At 62.5% G+C, this 17,091-nt stretch carries 17 protein-coding genes; 12 read left to right on the forward strand and 5 right to left on the reverse strand.

What is annotated here, in order from left to right:
* Nucleotides 1-155 precede the first annotated feature (155 nt).
* Both ACPZMI_RS05330 and ACPZMI_RS05335 read right to left on the reverse strand, forming a co-directional pair.
* Nucleotides 156-1,376 (reverse strand): CaiB/BaiF CoA transferase family protein, encoded by a 1,221-nt coding sequence (locus tag ACPZMI_RS05330; RefSeq protein WP_426351823.1) that lies wholly within the window; start codon nucleotides 1,374-1,376, stop codon nucleotides 156-158.
* Nucleotides 1,377-1,391: 15 nt separating this feature from the next.
* A complete protein-coding gene (locus tag ACPZMI_RS05335; protein ID WP_186711760.1) occupies nucleotides 1,392-2,573 on the reverse strand; it encodes an acyl-CoA dehydrogenase in 1,182 nt (393 codons plus the stop codon).
* Nucleotides 2,574-2,737: 164 nt separating this feature from the next.
* On the opposite strand from ACPZMI_RS05335, the gene ACPZMI_RS05340 reads away from it, so the two are divergent.
* From ACPZMI_RS05340 to ACPZMI_RS05385, 10 genes are all read left to right on the forward strand, one after another.
* On the forward strand, nucleotides 2,738-3,637 hold the full coding sequence (locus ACPZMI_RS05340; RefSeq protein ID WP_186670039.1) for a LysR family transcriptional regulator: 900 nt from the start codon (nucleotides 2,738-2,740) through the stop codon (nucleotides 3,635-3,637).
* Nucleotides 3,638-4,068: 431 nt separating this feature from the next.
* A complete protein-coding gene (locus ACPZMI_RS05345; RefSeq protein WP_426351824.1) occupies nucleotides 4,069-5,190 on the forward strand; it encodes a Re/Si-specific NAD(P)(+) transhydrogenase subunit alpha in 1,122 nt (373 codons plus the stop codon).
* 11 nt (nucleotides 5,191-5,201) lie between these two features.
* Complete coding sequence (locus ACPZMI_RS05350; protein ID WP_023378063.1) at nucleotides 5,202-5,516, forward strand: NAD(P) transhydrogenase subunit alpha part 2; 315 nt, start codon at nucleotides 5,202-5,204, stop codon at nucleotides 5,514-5,516.
* A 2-nt stretch (nucleotides 5,517-5,518) separates the two neighbouring features.
* The gene (locus tag ACPZMI_RS05355) at nucleotides 5,519-6,970 is read left to right on the forward strand and encodes an NAD(P)(+) transhydrogenase (Re/Si-specific) subunit beta (RefSeq protein ID WP_054894857.1); all 1,452 of its coding nucleotides are present in this window, start codon (nucleotides 5,519-5,521) and stop codon (nucleotides 6,968-6,970) included.
* 190 nt (nucleotides 6,971-7,160) lie between these two features.
* Complete coding sequence (locus tag ACPZMI_RS05360; protein ID WP_186670045.1) at nucleotides 7,161-8,654, forward strand: succinyl-CoA:acetate CoA-transferase ScpC; 1,494 nt, start codon at nucleotides 7,161-7,163, stop codon at nucleotides 8,652-8,654.
* Nucleotides 8,655-9,031: 377 nt separating this feature from the next.
* The gene (locus ACPZMI_RS05365; RefSeq protein WP_054894859.1) at nucleotides 9,032-9,244 is read left to right on the forward strand and encodes a DUF1127 domain-containing protein; all 213 of its coding nucleotides are present in this window, start codon (nucleotides 9,032-9,034) and stop codon (nucleotides 9,242-9,244) included.
* Nucleotides 9,245-9,555: 311 nt separating this feature from the next.
* The gene (locus tag ACPZMI_RS05370) at nucleotides 9,556-9,873 is read left to right on the forward strand and encodes a DUF2388 domain-containing protein (protein WP_186670047.1); all 318 of its coding nucleotides are present in this window, start codon (nucleotides 9,556-9,558) and stop codon (nucleotides 9,871-9,873) included.
* Between the two features lie 85 nt (nucleotides 9,874-9,958).
* Complete coding sequence (locus ACPZMI_RS05375) at nucleotides 9,959-10,252, forward strand: DUF2388 domain-containing protein (RefSeq protein ID WP_426351825.1); 294 nt, start codon at nucleotides 9,959-9,961, stop codon at nucleotides 10,250-10,252.
* A 36-nt stretch (nucleotides 10,253-10,288) separates the two neighbouring features.
* Entirely contained in the window at nucleotides 10,289-10,609 is a 321-nt protein-coding gene (locus ACPZMI_RS05380; protein ID WP_186670051.1) for a DUF2388 domain-containing protein, read from the forward strand.
* A complete protein-coding gene (locus tag ACPZMI_RS05385) occupies nucleotides 10,606-12,564 on the forward strand; it encodes a DUF7844 domain-containing protein (protein WP_411383499.1) in 1,959 nt (652 codons plus the stop codon). Before ACPZMI_RS05380 ends, ACPZMI_RS05385 begins: the two co-directional genes overlap by 4 nt.
* A gap of 10 nt (nucleotides 12,565-12,574) precedes the next feature.
* On the opposite strand, the gene ACPZMI_RS05390 is transcribed toward ACPZMI_RS05385, so the two are convergent.
* Both ACPZMI_RS05390 and rph read right to left on the reverse strand, forming a co-directional pair.
* The gene (locus ACPZMI_RS05390) at nucleotides 12,575-12,943 is read right to left on the reverse strand and encodes a DUF4870 domain-containing protein (RefSeq protein ID WP_054894864.1); all 369 of its coding nucleotides are present in this window, start codon (nucleotides 12,941-12,943) and stop codon (nucleotides 12,575-12,577) included.
* 26 nt (nucleotides 12,944-12,969) lie between these two features.
* Nucleotides 12,970-13,692, reverse strand: coding sequence for a ribonuclease PH (rph, locus tag ACPZMI_RS05395; RefSeq protein WP_186670055.1), 723 nt, complete (start codon nucleotides 13,690-13,692; stop codon nucleotides 12,970-12,972).
* Nucleotides 13,693-13,919: 227 nt separating this feature from the next.
* Between rph and ACPZMI_RS05400 the strand changes: the two genes are divergently transcribed.
* Complete coding sequence (locus ACPZMI_RS05400) at nucleotides 13,920-14,783, forward strand: YicC/YloC family endoribonuclease (protein ID WP_186670057.1); 864 nt, start codon at nucleotides 13,920-13,922, stop codon at nucleotides 14,781-14,783.
* Nucleotides 14,784-14,795: 12 nt separating this feature from the next.
* Nucleotides 14,796-15,416, forward strand: coding sequence for a guanylate kinase (gene gmk / locus ACPZMI_RS05405; RefSeq protein WP_186670058.1), 621 nt, complete (start codon nucleotides 14,796-14,798; stop codon nucleotides 15,414-15,416).
* Nucleotides 15,417-15,514: 98 nt separating this feature from the next.
* On the opposite strand, the gene ACPZMI_RS05410 is transcribed toward gmk, so the two are convergent.
* Nucleotides 15,515-17,062 carry an APC family permease gene (locus ACPZMI_RS05410; protein WP_426351826.1) on the reverse strand — a complete coding sequence of 516 codons (1,548 nt, stop codon included), beginning with the start codon at nucleotides 17,060-17,062 and terminating at the stop codon, nucleotides 15,515-15,517.
* Nucleotides 17,063-17,091: the final 29 nt, after the last annotated feature.

Here is a 17,091-nt window from a genome sequence, read left to right on the forward strand (position 1 = left end):
AAGGAGTTTTGCGTTCCGTTTGCTGCGGAAGTGGGGCGCATTATAAGGGGATCTGAGAGGGCGTCAACCTTTTATTTCAAGAATCTTTCAGATCGCTGAAAACACAGCGGGGAGGCCTGTCGGCCTCCCCGCTTCTATACATAGCCAATACGCTGTCACAACACGCCAGCAGAGCGCAGCAACTGAACAGCCCCTGCATCCAGGCCCAAGACATCCAGCAGTACTGCCTCGGTGTGCTCCCCTAACAAAGGTGGGGCCCGACGATACTCCACGGGCGTCTCCGACAACCTGATCGGGCTCGCCACCTGAGGCACGCTGCCCGCCAGCGGATGAGGAACATCCACCTTCAGCCCGCGTGCCACCACCTGCGGATCCTGAAACATCTGCGCCAGGTCGTTGATCGGGCCGCACGGCACCCCAGCCCTTTCCAGCTCCGCCACCCATTGGGCCGTGGTCTTGAACACCGTCGCCTGTCGGATTAGAGGAATAAGCTCCGCCCGATGCGCAACCCGCTGCTTGTTGGTGGCAAAGCGCGGATCATCCGCCCACTGCGGCTGACCGGCCACTTCTGCGAACTTGCGGAACTGCCCGTCGTTACCCACGGTAAGGATGAAGTCACCATCAGCCGTCGGAAAATCCTGATAAGGCACGATGTTGGGATGCGCATTGCCCAGACGCTTGGGCGATGTACCCGTGGTCAGGTAGTTCATTGCCTGGTTGGCAAGGCACGCCACCTGCACATCCAGCAAGGCCATATCGATATGCTGGCCCTCTCCCGACTGATCGCGATGCGCCAGTGCCGCAAGGATCGCCACCGTGGAATACAGCCCGGTGAGAATGTCAGTCAGCGCCACCCCCACCTTCATGGGCCCAGCCCCCTGCTCACCCTCAGGCCGCCCGGTCAGGCTCATCAGCCCGCCCAGCCCTTGGATCATGAAATCGTAGCCCGCGCGCTTGGCATAGGGGCCCGTCTGGCCGAAGCCGGTGATCGAGCAATAGATAAGCTTGGGATTGACCGCCTTCAGGCATTCGTAATCCAGCCCATAGCTCGCCAGCCCGCCCACCTTGAAGTTCTCGATGACGATATCCGACTTTGCCGCCAGTTCGCGCACCAGGCGCTGACCTTCAGGTTGGGTGAAGTCGATCGTCACCGAGCGCTTGTTGCGATTGGCCGACAGATAGTAGGCCGCCTCGCTGGTGTTCTCGCCCTGGGCGTCCCGCAGGAAGGGCGGCCCCCACGCCCGGGTGTCATCACCCGTACCCGGTCGCTCGACCTTGATCACGTCAGCCCCGAGGTCGGCGAGAATCTGGCCGGACCACGGTCCGGCCAATACACGCGACAGGTCCAACACCCGCAGATGTGACAGCGCTCCCATGGCCGCGCCCCTCTATTAATAGAACGCCTGAATGCCGGTCTGCGCGCGGCCGAGAATCAACGCATGGATGTCATGCGTACCTTCATAGGTGTTGACCACCTCGAGGTTGACCAAGTGACGCGCCACCCCGAACTCGTCAGAGATTCCGTTGCCGCCGAGCATGTCGCGCGCCAGACGGGCGATGTCCAGGGCCTTGCCGCAGGAGTTGCGCTTCATGATCGAGGTGATCTCCACCGCCGCCGAGCCCTCGTCCTTCATTCGCCCCAGCCGCAGGCAGCCCTGCAGCCCCAAAGTGATCTCGGTCTGCATGTCGGCGAGTTTCTTCTGGATCAGCTGGTTGGCGGCCAGAGGGCGGCCGAACTGCTTGCGGTCCAGGGTGTACTGGCGTGCAGTGTGCCAGCATGCCTCCGCCGCCCCCAGCGCGCCCCAGGAAATGCCATAGCGCGCCGAGTTCAAACAGGTGAACGGGCCTTTCAGACCACGTACCTCAGGGAAAATGTTCTCTTCCGGCACGAACACGCCGTCCATGACGATCTCACCGGTGATCGACGCGCGCAGGCCAACCTTGCCATGAATGGCCGGAGCGCTCAGGCCCTTCCAGCCCTTTTCCAGAATGAAGCCACGAATATCGCCGGCATCGTCCTTCGCCCAGACCACGAACACATCAGCGATCGGGCTGTTGGTGATCCACATCTTGCTGCCCGTCAGGCTGTAGCCACCCTCGACCTTGCGCGCGCGGGTGATCATTGCACCAGGGTCGGAGCCGTGGTTGGGCTCGGTCAAACCGAAGCAACCGATCCATTCACCGCTGGCAAGCTTGGGCAGGTACTTCTGCTTCTGCGCTTCACTGCCGAACTCGTTGATCGGCACCATGACCAGCGAAGACTGCACACTCATCATCGAGCGGTAACCCGAGTCGATCCGCTCCACCTCACGCGCAATCAGCCCATAGCACACGTAGTTGAGACCACTACCGCCATACTCGGCCGGAATGGTCGCCCCCAGCAGGCCGACCTCGCCCATCTCGCGGAAAATTGCCGGATCTGTCTGTTCGTGACGGAACGCCTCGACCACCCGCGGAGCCAGCTTGTCCTGGGCGAACTGATAAGCGCTGTCACGCACCATGCGCTCTTCTTCAGTGAGCTGCTGATCCAGCAACAGCGGGTCGATCCAGTTGAAACTTGCTTTACCGGCCATGGGCAGAGTCCTCGAAAGGTGTGCGACGAAATTCTTGTTGCCTTGATCCTAGGCCGGAACCTGTCAACGGACAAACGAGGATTGCGCACCCATTAGTGCTATTTTCTCACTCCGTAATAAGTGAAATACCTATTTCGAGCCCCTTATAAGTGAGGATGACGTACATGCGGCGCAAGATCCCCAGCACCACGGCACTGGTCTGCTTCGAGGCGGCGGCCCGCCACGAGAGCTTTACCAAGGCCGCTCAGGAACTGGCGCTGACCCAAGGTGCCGTCTGTCGGCAAATCGGTGGCCTCGAGGGCTTTCTCAATGTGGAGCTTTTCCGACGCTCGCGCCGGGGCGTGAAGCTGACAGAGGCCGGCCTGTCGTATAGCCGCCAGGTCTCGGCGCAATTGGATGCGGTGGAGCGGGATACCCTGTCGGTGATGCGCCAGCAGGGCGCCAACGTCATCGAACTGGCCGTAGTGCCGACCTTCGGCACCCAGTGGCTGCTCCCCCGCCTGAAGGACTTCCAGCAACGCCATCCGGAGGTAACGGTCAACCTGACCAACCGCACGCGCCCGTTCCTGTTCGCCGACACCGCCTTCGACGCAGCCATCTACTTCGGCGACGCCGACTGGTCTGGCACCCAGTCACACCGCCTGATGGGTGAAAACCCGATGCCGGTATGCAGCCCGCAATGGCTCAACGGGAGAGACACGCTCGACGCCGACTCCATAGCCGAGCTGCCATTGCTGCAGCAGACCACCCGCCCCTATGCCTGGCGGCAGTGGTTCGACAGCCTGGGCATGAGTGTGGAGCGCGACATGAACGGCCCGCGCTACGAGCTCTTTTCCATGCTGGGGCAGGCGGCCATGCACGAAATGGGCATCGCGTTGATCCCGCCGTTCCTGATCCAGCGCGAGCTGGCGGAAGGCCGGCTGGTGGTCGCAAACAAGCATGCCCTGTCGAGCGACAAGGCCTACTATCTGATGATTCCCGAGCGCAAGGTGGAGTCAGCTTCGCTGCGCGCCTTCCGCGACTGGCTGGTGATCCAGGCCCGCGACTACGCAGCAGGTGCATGAGACTGAAAGCTGACTTCGTAGTCAATTATTTTAAACACCTACAGATATATGGATTTGTCGCAAATCCATAAACTGTTCCATAAGCGGGAAAAACCGAATCAACCCTAATAACCGCGGGGGTTTGCCGCTGTTTTTACGACATCTAGCAAACTACTAACGAAAACCGCCAAAAAATTTCGTTTTTTTCTCCTAAGCTCCCAATAGCGCGTCCTTGACAGCCTGAAGGCGGATGGTTGCGACAAGTGGTCACAGGGTGACTTGTAGTTTTAACTTAGTTTCGCTCCAGAACTGGTTGAAGCACCTTCGGTTCATCTGCAAAATGCCTCGCCCGCCCCGGAACCGGCGGTATGCATGCTCAAAGGCCGCTCCAGCCGCACCACCCGAAGTGCGCTGGAATCAACAATGACAAGGTCACCGCAGGAGACAAAGTCGTGCACATTGGTGTTCCTCTAGAGACGCAGACGGGTGAGGCGAGGGTCGCCGCGACCCCGGAAACCATCAAGAAACTGGTCGGCCAGGGCCATCAGGTCACTGTCGAACGGGGCGCCGGGCTCAAAGCCAGCATCCCGGACAGCGCCTATGAGGCCGCGGGCGCTTCCTTGGGTGACGCTGGCGATGCCTTGGGCGCGCAGTTGGTGCTCAAGGTAGTGGCGCCCAGCGACGAGGAACTGGCCCGGATCAATCCCGGCAGTATCCTGGTGGGCATGCTCAACCCTTTCAACAGCGAGCTCATCGCAAGGATGGCCGAACACGGCATCACCGCCTTCGCCCTTGAAGCCGCTCCGCGCACCTCGCGCGCGCAAAGCCTGGACGTTTTGTCATCGCAGGCCAACATCGCCGGCTACAAGGCCGTGCTGCTTGCGGCGCACCACTATCCACGCTTCATGCCCATGCTGATGACCGCTGCGGGCACCGTGAAAGCCGCGCGCGTGCTGATTCTCGGCGCCGGTGTCGCGGGCCTGCAGGCCATCGCCACGGCCAAGCGTCTCGGAGCAGTGATCGAAGCGTCCGACGTACGGCCAGCGGTGAAGGAACAGATCGAATCGCTCGGCGCCAAGTTCATCGACGTCCCCTACGAGACCGACGAAGAGCGCGAGTGCGCCGAAGGCGTAGGCGGTTACGCCCGCCCGATGCCGGCCAGCTGGATGCAACGCCAGGCCCAGGCGGTGCACGAACGCGCGAAGCAGGCCGACATCGTCATCACTACCGCACTGATCCCCGGCCGCAAGGCCCCGACGCTGCTCAGCGCCGAGACCGTGGCGCAGATGAAACCGGGCTCGGTGGTCATCGACCTCGCCGCAGCCCAGGGTGGCAACTGCCCGCTCACGGTCGCCGATCAGGTCGTGATGGCGCACGGCGTGACCATCGTCGGCCCGACCAACCTGCCCGCCCAGCTGGCTGCCGACGCCTCGGCGCTGTACGCACGCAACCTGCTGGACTTCATGAAGCTGCTGTTCGACAAGGACGGCGCTCTGGTGATCAACCTGGAAGACGACATCGTCGCCGCGTGCCTGATGTGCCGCGACGGCCAGGTCGTGCGCAAGAACGGCTGAGGAGCACGACAATGGAAGACATGCTGATTTCCCACGGAATCTACAACCTGATCATCTTCGTGCTGGCCATCTACGTTGGCTATCACGTGGTCTGGAACGTCACCCCGGCGCTGCACACCCCGCTGATGGCGGTGACCAACGCGATTTCCGCGATCGTCATCGTCGGCGCGATGCTCGCCGCAGCGCTGACCGTGACCCCGGCCGGCAAGCTGATGGGCACCCTCGCCGTGGCCCTGGCCGCGGTCAATGTGTTCGGTGGCTTCCTGGTCACCCGCCGCATGCTGGAAATGTTCAAGAAGAAAACCAAGAACGAGGGGCAGAAGTAAGCATGAGCATGAATCTGGTCACCCTTCTTTACCTGGTCGCCTCGGTCTGCTTCATCCAGGCCCTCAAAGGCCTGTCGCACCCGACCACGTCACGGCGCGGCAACCTGTTCGGCATGATCGGCATGGGCATCGCCATGCTCACCACCATCGGCCTCATCTATAAGCTCGCCGCACTCTCGGTCGGTAGCGGCGGCGCCACCGCGGGTATCGGCTATGTGCTCGTCGGCCTGCTGATCGGCGGCAGCGCCGGGTCGATCATGGCCAAGCGCGTCGAGATGACCAAGATGCCAGAGCTGGTCGCCTTCATGCACAGCATGATCGGCCTGGCCGCGGTGTTCATCGCCATCGCCGCGGTGCTCGAGCCGCAATCGCTGGGCATCGTCGCCAGCATCAGCGACCCGATCCCCACCGGCAATCGCCTGGAGCTGTTCCTCGGCGCAGCCATTGGCGCGATCACCTTCTCCGGCTCCGTGATCGCCTTCGGCAAGCTGTCGGGCAAGTACAAGTTTCGCCTGTTCCAGGGCGCACCCGTACAGTTCGCCGGCCAGCACAAGCTGAACCTGATCCTTGGCATCACCACCCTCGCCCTGGGCTTGCTGTTCACCTTCACCGGGCACTACAGCGCCTTCACCCTGATGCTGGTCCTCGCCTTCGTCATGGGTGTGCTGATCATCATCCCGATCGGCGGCGCCGACATGCCGGTAGTGGTGTCGATGCTCAACAGCTACTCGGGCTGGGCGGCGGCAGGCATCGGCTTCTCGCTGAACAACTCGATGCTGATCATCGCCGGCTCCCTGGTCGGTTCAAGCGGCGCAATCCTCTCGTACATCATGTGCAAGGCGATGAACCGCTCGTTCTTCAATGTCATCCTCGGTGGTTTCGGTGGCGACACCGATAGCGGCGCGGCGGCTGGCACGAAGGAGCAGCGCCCGGTGAAATCCGGCTCGGCCGACGATGCAACCTTCCTGCTGAGCAACGCCGACAGCGTGATCATCGTTCCCGGCTACGGCCTTGCAGTGGCCCGCGCCCAGCACGCCCTGAAAGAACTGACCGAGAAGCTGACCCATAACGGCGTCACCGTGAAATATGCGATTCACCCGGTGGCGGGGCGCATGCCCGGGCACATGAACGTACTGCTGGCCGAGGCCGAGGTTCCGTACGATCAGGTGTTCGAGATGGAGGACATCAACGCCGAGTTCGGTCAGGCCGACGTGGTGCTGGTGCTGGGCGCCAACGATGTGGTCAACCCGGCAGCGAAGAACGATCCCAAGTCGCCGATTGCCGGCATGCCGATCCTCGAAGCCTTCAAGGCCAAGACCATCATCGTCAACAAGCGCTCCATGGCCAGCGGTTATGCGGGCCTGGACAATGAACTGTTCTACCTGGACAAGACCATGATGGTGTTCGGTGACGCCAAGAAAGTCATCGAGGACATGGTCAAGGCGGTGGAGTAGTCCTTTTCCGAACTGAACAGCCGCTCTTATAGAAGGCCCCGGGAAGATTTTTCCTGGGGCCTTGTCGTTTTGCTGATCCAGATCAACGGCTCTATTTCCAGGCTTCTCATACGACCATGGTCGCGGGACGGCATCGGGCGAAATCTCTAGACTGCGCTGCAGTAGCCCAAGTAGCCCGAGATAACAATCCATGTACCGTGATCGTATCCGCTTGTCCTCCCTGCACAGCAAGGTAATGAGTGCGGCCGATGCCGCTGGCCTGATCAAGGACGGCATGACCGTCGGCATGAGCGGCTTCACCCGCGCCGGCGAAGCCAAGGCAGTGCCACACGCCCTGGCCGAACGTGCCAAGCAGTCGCCACTGAAGATCAGCCTGATGACCGGCGCCAGCCTGGGCAACGACCTGGACAAGCAACTGACCGAGGCCGGTGTACTTGCCCGGCGCATGCCCTTCCAGGTGGACAACACCCTGCGCAAGGCCATCAATGACGGGCAGGTGATGTTCATCGACCAGCACCTGTCGGAAACCGTCGAGCAATTGCGCAACAAGCAGCTGACCTTGCCGGACATCGCAGTCATCGAAGCGGTCGCGATCACAGAACAGGGCCACATCGTGCCAACCACCTCGGTGGGCAACTCGGCCAGCTTCGCGATCTTCGCCAAGCAGGTCATCGTCGAGATCAACCTGTCGCACAACCCCAACCTCGAAGGGCTGCACGACATCTATATCCCGACCTATCGCCCGACCCGCACGCCGATCCCGCTGGTGAAGGTCGATGACCGCATCGGCAGCACCGCGATCCCTATTGATCCGGCCAAGATCGTCGGCATCGTCATCAGCGACCAGCCCGACTCGCCGTCCACTGTACTGCCAGCGGATCACGAAACCCAGGCCATCGCCGACCACCTCATCAACTTCTTCAGGAAAGAAGTGGATGAAGGGCGCATGACCAACAAGCTCGGCCCTCTCCAGGCCGGTGTCGGCACCATCGCCAATGCCGTGCTGAGCGGCTTGATCGACTCGCCGTTCGAAGACCTGACCATGTACTCCGAAGTGCTGCAGGATTCGGCCTTCGACCTCATGGATGCCGGCAAGCTGAGCTTTGCCTCGGGCAGCTCGATCACCCTCTCGACCCGCCGCAACGCTGAGGTGTTCGGCAACCTGGAGCGCTACAAGGACAAGCTTGTGCTGCGTCCGCAGGAGATCTCCAACCACCCCGAAGTGGTGCGCCGCCTGGGCATCATCGGGATCAACACCGCGCTGGAGTTCGACATTTATGGCAACGTCAACTCCACCCACGTGTGCGGCACCCGGATGATGAACGGCATCGGCGGTTCCGGCGACTTCGCCCGCAACGCTCATCTGGCGGTATTCGTCACCAAGTCGATGGCCAAGGGCGGCGCGATTTCCAGCGTGGTGCCGATGGTCAGCCACGTCGATCACACCGAGCATGACGTGGACATCCTGGTCACCGAACAGGGCCTGGCCGACCTGCGTGGCCTCGCACCACGCGAACGTGCCCGGGCGATCATCGACAACTGCGTGCACCCGGACTACCGCGCGGCCCTCAACGACTACTTCGACCGCGCCTGCCAGCGAGGCGGGCACACTCCGCATATCCTGCGCGAGGCGTTGAGCTGGCACGAGAACCTGGAAGAAAGCGGGCGGATGCTGGCAGGCTGATCCGCCAGCTGTATTGGTCCTCTTAGCTCATCGCGGGACGACTTCGCTTCCCCACTTCAGCTGTGGGAGCGGGCTCGTCCCCGCGATGACGTCTGCCTAGATAAACAGTAGACCAACAAACTTTAAAAAACTGTACTACTGTACCGCTAAAAACCCCGCGTCAATCCCGCCAATATTTTCAAATCGAGCATAAATGCACATAAATAGTGCAGACCAGTACAGTTATGCCAATTCTGAGTGCAACAGTAGCGTTTAACAGTTAACTGGCCCATCGCAATACTGTTGAACTGTATCTACTGTTATGGACGACAGGGGAGGATCATTGGCATCAGTTAAATCACTACCTAATCCCGCCACAAGCGGAAGGATGACACATCATGGAACGTACCCTCAGTTCCGGTCTGGTTTTCGAAAACAACGTTGAATCCAAAGCCTCGGCTCCTCTGCGCGCCCTGTCGACCCTGCTGCTGTGGCAGCGTCGCATCGCCAGCCGCCGTCAACTGGCTCGCCTGGATGCCCGCCTGCTGGCCGACGCCGGTATCAGCGAGTCCCAGCGCTACCAAGAGCTGAGCAAGCCTTTCTGGCGCTAAGCTCCGGCTTGCCGGCCCAAGGCCGGCACCGCGATTTCTCAAAACCCGTCGCAGGGAACTGCGACGGGTTTTTTGTTTCAAAGGCGCGCAGTTGAGCTGCTCAACTCACAAGCAGTACAATTTTAAAAAAACAGAAAACAACCATAACAGTTTGTTCCGATCTCGTCCTTCACATCTGGAAACAGAGCTGCGTGGTACGCTTGCGACAGCGGCCTGTTAGCTTGGTCAAACGCGCTGCCTGTCATTTCAAGTGCCGTGACGAGCAGTGCGAGCGTCCGAATAACCAGAACTACCCCCGCAGGAGCCCTACCATGTCCCGTAAATACTTGTTTGGCGCTGCAATGCTGCTGACCTTGGCGGGCACCGCCCACGCCACCAGCTTCGTCGTCACCACCGATGCCGTGGTTGGCGCAGTGGCCGCGTCCACCGACGCCACCTCCGACATTTCCTCTTCGTTCCGCGACGACAAGATCGTCCAGGCCGCCCGTGACGATGCTGCCAGCTTCGTCGGCAGCCAAGGGGATATTCGCGGCGCGAAGCTGGAAAGCGCCTTCATCCATATCCGCCAGCAGATGCCTGCGCTGCAAGCCAGCGACGCGCAACTGGCACAGGCCATCCTGGCCCTCTGACGCCAGCCATCGTACCCGCAGGCTACGGCGCCCCCGCTGCCTGCGGGACAGCATTCATCCTGTCTACAGAGCGTTGTCCAAGCCCATGCGTTACCTTGTGCCCTTGCTGCTCGCCATTGCCAGTGTGGGAAGCGCCCATGCCATGGATGTCACGACCCAGTTTCCGGTCATGACCGGCTATGTCACCAGCCAGGTGACCACTGCGCCGTTCGACCGCAAGATCATCGGCATGGCCCATGATGATGCGGCCGTATTCGTCGCCACTGACGGTCGGATTCGCGGCGCACGCCTGCAAGCTGCACTGACGGAACTGCGTCATATCTATTCGCGTCAGTCCGTCGGCGACCTTGAACTGGCGGAAGCAATTCTCGTCCAATGATCACACCTGACTCCCTGTATTTTTCGGAGATGCTCCATGCGTAAACCGCTGATCGCCGCTACCCTCGGCATGTTGCTGCTGGCCGACCTGGCCCAGGCGCAAACCCTGGTGGCCACCAGCAATATCATCGTTCGCGCCTTTGGCCGCTCGATCGATTTCACATCCGACACCACCACCTCGATCCGCGACTCCAAAGTCGTGCGCGAAGCCCGCGACGACGCCGCCAGCTTCGTCGCCAGCAATGGCGATATTCGCGGCGCCCAGCTCGAAGCCGCATTCGACACCCTGCGCGACCGCGTGCCTGAAGCGCGCAATGCCAGCGACCAGGTACTGGCCGAAGCCATCCTGTCGCTGTGAAGCGTGTGCGTGCCTGGCTGCTCGGCTGCGCCCTGACGCTGCTCGGCACGCCCGCCCTGGCCGATCTGCAGCTCGAGCTGCAGACTGCCGGTCTGGACGCTCGACAGCAGCACGCCTCCCAGCAACTGCTGGATGAGGCACTGTCGAAGCTGCCTCCCTCTTTCAAGCAGCGTCTGGATCGACGCATCCAGGTCAGCTGGACCGACAAGATGCCCGCCGATGCCTACGGCCAGGCTTCGCCAGTCTCGACCCTCGACCTCAACAGTCGCCTGCTGCCAGGGCTCACCGATGGCAGTGCCGCCAAGGAAAAAACCCATCGCCCCCACGGCACGGTGCGGGAAGAACTGCTTGCCACCGTGCTGCACGAGCTGACCCATATCTATGATCGCGCGCGACTGTGGCCCAGTGCCGAGCGCTCGCTGATCGCCCGCTGCAACCGCCAGCAGGGCACCCTCGGCCAGATCGGCCTCCCCCAGCAATGCCGTGGCCAGACAGCACGCCGCTTCACCCTGAGTGACGATCCGCGCCTGCTCGACCTTGCCGGCTGGCCGCAGTACGTCGGCCGTCGCGGCGAGCGTGAACAGCACAACGGTCAACTGGTACGCACCCCGGACAGCTACGAGCTGAGCAGCCCCAAGGAGTTTGTCGCGGTCAACATGGAGTACTTCCTCCTCGACCCGAGCTATGGCTGCCGACGCCCCGCCTTGAACCAGTACCTGCGCGATCATTTCGGCTGGGCACCCCAGCAGGACACCTGCGCCAAGGGTCTGCCGTTCCTTAACGCCGGCAGTGACTTCGCCCGAGAGCCACTGGGCGAGATCGACCCGGAGCGCGTCTACGAAGTCGACTACCTGCTTGCCGAGGCCAACCAGAACTGGGTCAGCCGCTGGGGACACAGCATGCTGCGCCTGGTGATCTGCGCACCGGGCCGCCCACGCGGGCCAGACTGCCGCCTGGATCTGGACCGCCACCTGGTGTTGTCGTACCGCGCGTTCGTCAATGATGTGCAACTGTCCAGCTGGGACGGCCTGACCGGCGCCTATCCGTCGCGCCTGTTCGTCCTGCCGTTGGGCCAGGTGATCGACGAGTACACCAAGACCGAACTGCGCAGCCTGGCCTCCGTGCCGCTCAAGCTCGACCGCCAGCAGATCGAGGACCTGGTGCGCCAGGCTGCCGAAATGCACTGGAGCTACGACGGCAATTACTACTTCCTGTCCAACAACTGCGCGGTGGAAACCCTCAAGCTGATGCGCAGCGGCACCGCCGACCAACGCTTCAGCGACCTCGACGCGATCATGCCCAATGGTTTGCTGGAGGTGCTCAAGGGGCGGGGGCTGGCCGACACCAGTGTGCTCGACGACCCGCGTGAGGCGCTGCGCCTGGGGTATCGCTTCGACTCCTATCGCGATCGCTATCAGGCCATGTTCGAGGTGCTGAAGAAACAGTTGCCGATCAAGCAGACAGCGGTGGAGGACTGGTTGGCCCAGGATGCCGAGCAACGCCGCCCCTGGTTCGCCCAGGCCGATCTGCGCACCAGTGCTGCCTTGCTGCTGCTCGAGCAGGCCAGCCTGCGCCGTCAGTTGCTACTGGCACAGGATGAAGTCAAACAACGTTACCTGAACGCCGCCGCACTCAAGGACGGCAGCATCGACAAGGCCAACGCCACGCTGCAGAAGATGCTTGCCAACAGTGGGTTCCTCAGCCGCCCGGCCGAATTGCTCGAGGCGGATGGCTACGGCTTGCCCCAACCTCAGGAGCGCGTGCACCTTGAAAAGGTCAGCAGCGAGCGGCAGGCGCAGTTGCTGCGCCTGAGTACCGATCTGGACAAGGAAGTACGGGCATTGCTGGAGCCTGCACGGGCGAAGGAGATTGCGGCAATCGAGGCCAATGTGAAACAGATCGGTGAACACCTGCGCGCCCTGCACAAGGCAGCTGGCGGTTTGCAGCTCCCTTGAGCGCGCGGGGCTACTTGATCGGCCGCCAGATCAGCGGATAGCGGTACGGCTTGCCTTCATTGGCCCGAACCCCTGCAAGGATGATCAGGATCAGCACGGCCACTGCCAGGATGGCGAACAGCACGATGCCGATCACCACGAACATCAGCAGGAAGCAGATGAATCCGGCAATGGTGACGCTGATCTGGAAGTTCAGCGCCTCCTTGCCCTGGGCATCGACGAACGGATCGACCTCACGCTTCCAGATCCACATCACCAGTGGCCCGAGCAGATGTCCGAGCGGCATCACCAGCCCGAGCAAGGCGCTGAAGTGGCAGAACATCGCCCATTGCCGAACTTCGGCGCTCGGCGTTTCGATCGGCAGATTCGTCTCACTCATGGGTCCATCGCCTCCTTGGCGCAGCTTCAGTCGGCCAATGCAGCCTGCTGCAGGTCGAAGATCTCGGTCATGCCCTTCTGCGCCAGCGCCAGCATGGCGTTGAAGTCTTCAGGCTGGAACGGCGCGCCTTCGGCAGTGCCCTGCACTTCGATGAAGCCACCGGCGCTGGTCATGACCACGTTGAGGTCGGTTTCGGCAGCCGAGTCTTCGAGGTAGTCGAGGTCCAGCACTGCCTCGCCCTGGTACATGCCCACCGACACTGCGGCGATCATGTGCTTGAGCGGATTGCCGCCCTTTAGACCGCCACGCTTCTTGATCACCGCCAGGGCGTCGCACAGGGCGACCATGGCGCCGGTGATCGAAGCGGTGCGAGTGCCGCCGTCCGCCTGGATCACATCGCAGTCGACGTACAGCGTGATGTCGCCCAGCTTGCTCATGTCCAGTGCCGCACGCAGCGAACGGCCGATCAGGCGCTGGATCTCGAGGGTGCGACCGCCCTGCTTGCCACGGCTGGCCTCACGCTGGTTACGCTCGCCAGTGGAGCGCGGCAGCATGCCGTACTCGGCGGTCAACCAACCCTGGCCCTGGCCTTTGAGGAAGCGCGGAACACCGTTCTCGACGCTGACCGTGCAGATGACCTTGGTGTCACCGAACTCGACCAGTACCGACCCCTCGGCGTGCTTGGTGTAGTTGCGGGTGATGCGGATCGAGCGAAGCTGATCGGCAGCGCGACCACTTGGACGTTTCATCTGGGATACCTGTACCGGAAATCGAATCTGGCGGCCATTATAGAGCCGCGCGTCCTGGGAGGACATGCCTATTGTCGCAGCCTCGCACCCCGTCGACTTTTCCCACCGATAGCAGCCCCGCCCTGTAGCATGGTTCGATTGGGCGTCACCGCCGCACTGCGCTACAATCCTGCGCCTTGCAGCCGAAAGGCTTCCCCCGTACAAACCGAATTCGCGAGGTACTCCCCATGGTGCACAGCATGACCGCCTTTGCCCGCGTCGAGCGCGCCGGCAGCCAGGGCACCCTGGCCTGGGAGCTGCGCTCGGTCAACCATCGCTATCTCGAACCGCACCTGCGCCTGCCGGAAGCCCTGCGTGACCTCGAGGGCGCGGTACGTGAAGGTCTGCGCCAGGGGCTGTCGCGCGGCAAGGTCGAATGCACCTTGCGCCTGTCCGACGACAGCACCGGCAAGCCGCTGCAGGTCGATCGCGAACGCGCCGCGCAACTGGTCGCCGCCGCCGAGACCGTGGCCGGGCTGATCAAGCAGCCGGCGCCGCTCAACCCGCTGGAAGTGCTGGCCTGGCCCGGCGTGCTGGTGGCCGATGCCGCCGACCCGCAGGCCCTCAACGCCGAAGCCATCGCCCTGTTCGACGAGGCGCTGGCCGAACTCAAGGCCGGTCGCCTGCGCGAAGGCCAGGAGCTGGCACGACTGATCAACGAGCGCCTGGACGCCATGACCAGCGAGGTCGCCACACTGCGCACCCTGGTGCCGCAGATGCTGGCAGCCCAGCGCCAGCGCATCGTCGACCGCTTCAACGACCTGCAGGCCGAACTCGACCCGCAGCGTCTGGAGCAGGAAATGGTACTGCTGGCACAAAAGAGCGACGTCGCCGAAGAACTCGACCGCCTCAGCACCCACGTCACCGAGGTGCGCCGAGTGCTCAAGTCGGGCGGCGCCGCCGGACGACGCCTGGACTTCCTGATGCAGGAACTCAACCGCGAGGCGAACACGCTCGGCTCCAAGGCCTTCGACCCGCGCAGCACCCAGGCGGCGGTCAACCTGAAGGTGCTGATCGAACAGATGCGTGAACAAGTACAGAACATCGAGTAAGGCCACCCCACCATGAACCACAGCAGCGGCACCCTCTACATCGTTTCGGCCCCTTCCGGTGCCGGCAAGACCAGCCTGGTCACCGCCCTGACCGCGCAAGACCAGCAGATCCGCGTGTCTGTCTCCCATACCACCCGCGCCATGCGCCCGGGCGAGGCTCACGGGGTGAACTACCACTTCGTGGTTCACGAGGAGTTCAAGGCATTGATCGCCCAAGGCGACTTCCTCGAGCACGCAGAGGTGTTCGGCAACTACTACGGCACCTCGCGCAGCGCGCTGCAGGAAACCCTCGAACAAGGCTTCGACCTGATCCTGGAAATCGACTGGCAGGGTGCGCAGCAGGTGCGCAAGCTCATGCCCGAGGCCCTGTCGATCTTCATCCTGCCACCGAGCCAGGAAGCCCTGCGTCAGCGTCTGGACGGACGCGGCCAGGACAGTGAAGAGATCATTGCCGGGCGCATGAAGGAAGCGGTCAGCGAGATGGTGCATTACAACGAGTTCGACTACGTCATCGTCAACGACGACTTCGAAGACGCGCTCGAAGACCTGAAGTCGGTGTTCCGTTCGAACCGGTTGCTGCTCAAGAAGCAGCAGCAGCGCCATGGTGCGCTGTTGAAGCAGTTGGTCGGCTGAAACAATCGCGGGGCAAGCCCGCTCCTACAGGTACGGCACCGCACCTGTCGGAGCGGGCTTGCCCCGCGATCAGGCTGCACAGCAGCCCCACCTACGCCTTATTCCTGCAAATGAAGTTTCGCCTGCTGCTGCAAGGTTGCCCCGAGGAAGTACGCCGGGGCGCGCAGCCGCGACAGCATCATCAGCACGATGCCCAGCACCGAGATGATCGCCGCGATCACGAATACCAGCCCCAGCCCGCCTACATGCGAGCCGCTGCCAAAGTCGGGCGAAGCGCTGTCGATCGCGGTACGCACGAAGATCACCGACAGGATCACCCCACCCACCAGCGGGCACAGGCCGCGCATGAAGAAGTGGCGCAGGCTGTCGAACAGGCTGTCGCGGAAGTACCAGACACAGGCGAACGCGGTCAGCGAATAGTAGAAGCAGATCATCATCCCCAGCGCGGTGATGGTATCTGCCAGTACGTTCTCGCTCAGGGTACGCATGGTCACGTAGAACAAGGCCGCCGCCACGCCCGCACAGATGGTCGCGTAGCGCGGCGTCTGCGAACGCGGGCAGACGCTGGCGAAACGCTGCGGCACGGCACCGTAGTAGCCCATGGCGAGCAGGGTGCGCGCAGGAGACACGAAGGTCGACTGCAGCGATGCCGCGGTGCTGGCCAACACCGCAATCGACATCAGGATCGCCAGCGGCCCCATGACCGGGCCGGCCAGATGGGCGAAGACGTTCTCCTGGATGCGCGGATTACCCAGGCCCAGGCCGCTGTCGCTGATACCGGCGAATTGCAAGGTGGCAATGGCGGTGAACAGGTACAGCCCCAGGATCAGCAGCACCGTCCAGGTGGCCGCCTTGCCGGGCACTTCGTCGCTGCCGATGGACTCTTCGCTGACGGTCAGGCACACGTCCCAGCCCCAGAAGATGAAGATCGACAGCGACAGGCCGGCCGCGAAGGCCGAGAACGATTCGACACCGAAGGGGTTGAACCAGGCGAAATCGAACTCCAGCGGCGGCGGCGCAGTGGTCTCGCCGAAAGCCGCAAAACCAAAGCCCACCAGCACCAGCAATTGCAGGGCGACCAGGCCGTACTGCACGGTCATGGTGGTGCCCATGCCCCGACAGCAGATCCACACCGCCAGGGCGATGAACGCACAACAGGTGGTGACGTTGATCAGCAGGTTGTCCGCCAGCGCGGCATACGCGTGATGCCCCGTGATCTGTCCGATGAACAGGTAGAAGAAATCGACCGCCACACCGGCCAGGTTCGACAGCACGATGGTGGTGGCAACGACCAGCCCCCAGCCACCGATCCAGCCGATCATCGGGCCGAAGGCACGTGCCGACCAGGTGAAAGAGGTGCCGCTGTCGGGCTCCGCGGCGTTCAGCTCGCGGTAGCCGAGGGCAACCAGCAGCATCGGCAGGAAGCCGACGATGAAGACCGCCGGCAGATGGGCGCCGACTTCGCGTACGGTCGGGCCGAGGGCGCCGGTCAGGGTATAGACCGGGGCAATGGTGGAGATGCCCAGCACCACGCTGGCCAGCAGGCCCAGGCGACCTTTGGCCAGGCCTTTGCTGGCACGCTGGGTGTTGCTGCCCGCGTCGGCCGCCACATCGGGAGGGCGGCCGGCTTCTGTGTATTCGCTCATGAGTTATTTGCCGTTGCTATTGGTATTGT

The sequence above is a fragment of the Pseudomonas wayambapalatensis genome (assembly GCF_049942315.1).
GTDB lineage: Bacteria > Pseudomonadota > Gammaproteobacteria > Pseudomonadales > Pseudomonadaceae > Aquipseudomonas > Aquipseudomonas wayambapalatensis.

Bases quoted from the DNA above. Each gene is read 5' to 3' on its own strand.
- ACPZMI_RS05330 (WP_426351823.1), bottom strand. From the start codon at position 1,376: ATGGGAGCGCTGTCACATCTGCGGGTGTTGGACCTGTCGCGTGTATTG.
- ACPZMI_RS05335 (WP_186711760.1), bottom strand. From the start codon at position 2,573: ATGGCCGGTAAAGCAAGTTTCAACTGGATCGACCCGCTGTTGCTGGAT.
- ACPZMI_RS05340 (WP_186670039.1), top strand. From the start codon at position 2,738: ATGCGGCGCAAGATCCCCAGCACCACGGCACTGGTCTGCTTCGAGGCG.
- ACPZMI_RS05350 (WP_023378063.1), top strand. From the start codon at position 5,202: ATGGAAGACATGCTGATTTCCCACGGAATCTACAACCTGATCATCTTC.
- ACPZMI_RS05355 (WP_054894857.1), top strand. From the start codon at position 5,519: ATGAGCATGAATCTGGTCACCCTTCTTTACCTGGTCGCCTCGGTCTGC.
- ACPZMI_RS05360 (WP_186670045.1), top strand. From the start codon at position 7,161: ATGTACCGTGATCGTATCCGCTTGTCCTCCCTGCACAGCAAGGTAATG.
- ACPZMI_RS05365 (WP_054894859.1), top strand. From the start codon at position 9,032: ATGGAACGTACCCTCAGTTCCGGTCTGGTTTTCGAAAACAACGTTGAA.
- ACPZMI_RS05370 (WP_186670047.1), top strand. From the start codon at position 9,556: ATGTCCCGTAAATACTTGTTTGGCGCTGCAATGCTGCTGACCTTGGCG.
- ACPZMI_RS05375 (WP_426351825.1), top strand. From the start codon at position 9,959: ATGCGTTACCTTGTGCCCTTGCTGCTCGCCATTGCCAGTGTGGGAAGC.
- ACPZMI_RS05380 (WP_186670051.1), top strand. From the start codon at position 10,289: ATGCGTAAACCGCTGATCGCCGCTACCCTCGGCATGTTGCTGCTGGCC.
- ACPZMI_RS05390 (WP_054894864.1), bottom strand. From the start codon at position 12,943: ATGAGTGAGACGAATCTGCCGATCGAAACGCCGAGCGCCGAAGTTCGG.
- rph (WP_186670055.1), bottom strand. From the start codon at position 13,692: ATGAAACGTCCAAGTGGTCGCGCTGCCGATCAGCTTCGCTCGATCCGC.
- ACPZMI_RS05400 (WP_186670057.1), top strand. From the start codon at position 13,920: ATGGTGCACAGCATGACCGCCTTTGCCCGCGTCGAGCGCGCCGGCAGC.
- gmk (WP_186670058.1), top strand. From the start codon at position 14,796: ATGAACCACAGCAGCGGCACCCTCTACATCGTTTCGGCCCCTTCCGGT.
- ACPZMI_RS05410 (WP_426351826.1), bottom strand. From the start codon at position 17,062: ATGAGCGAATACACAGAAGCCGGCCGCCCTCCCGATGTGGCGGCCGAC.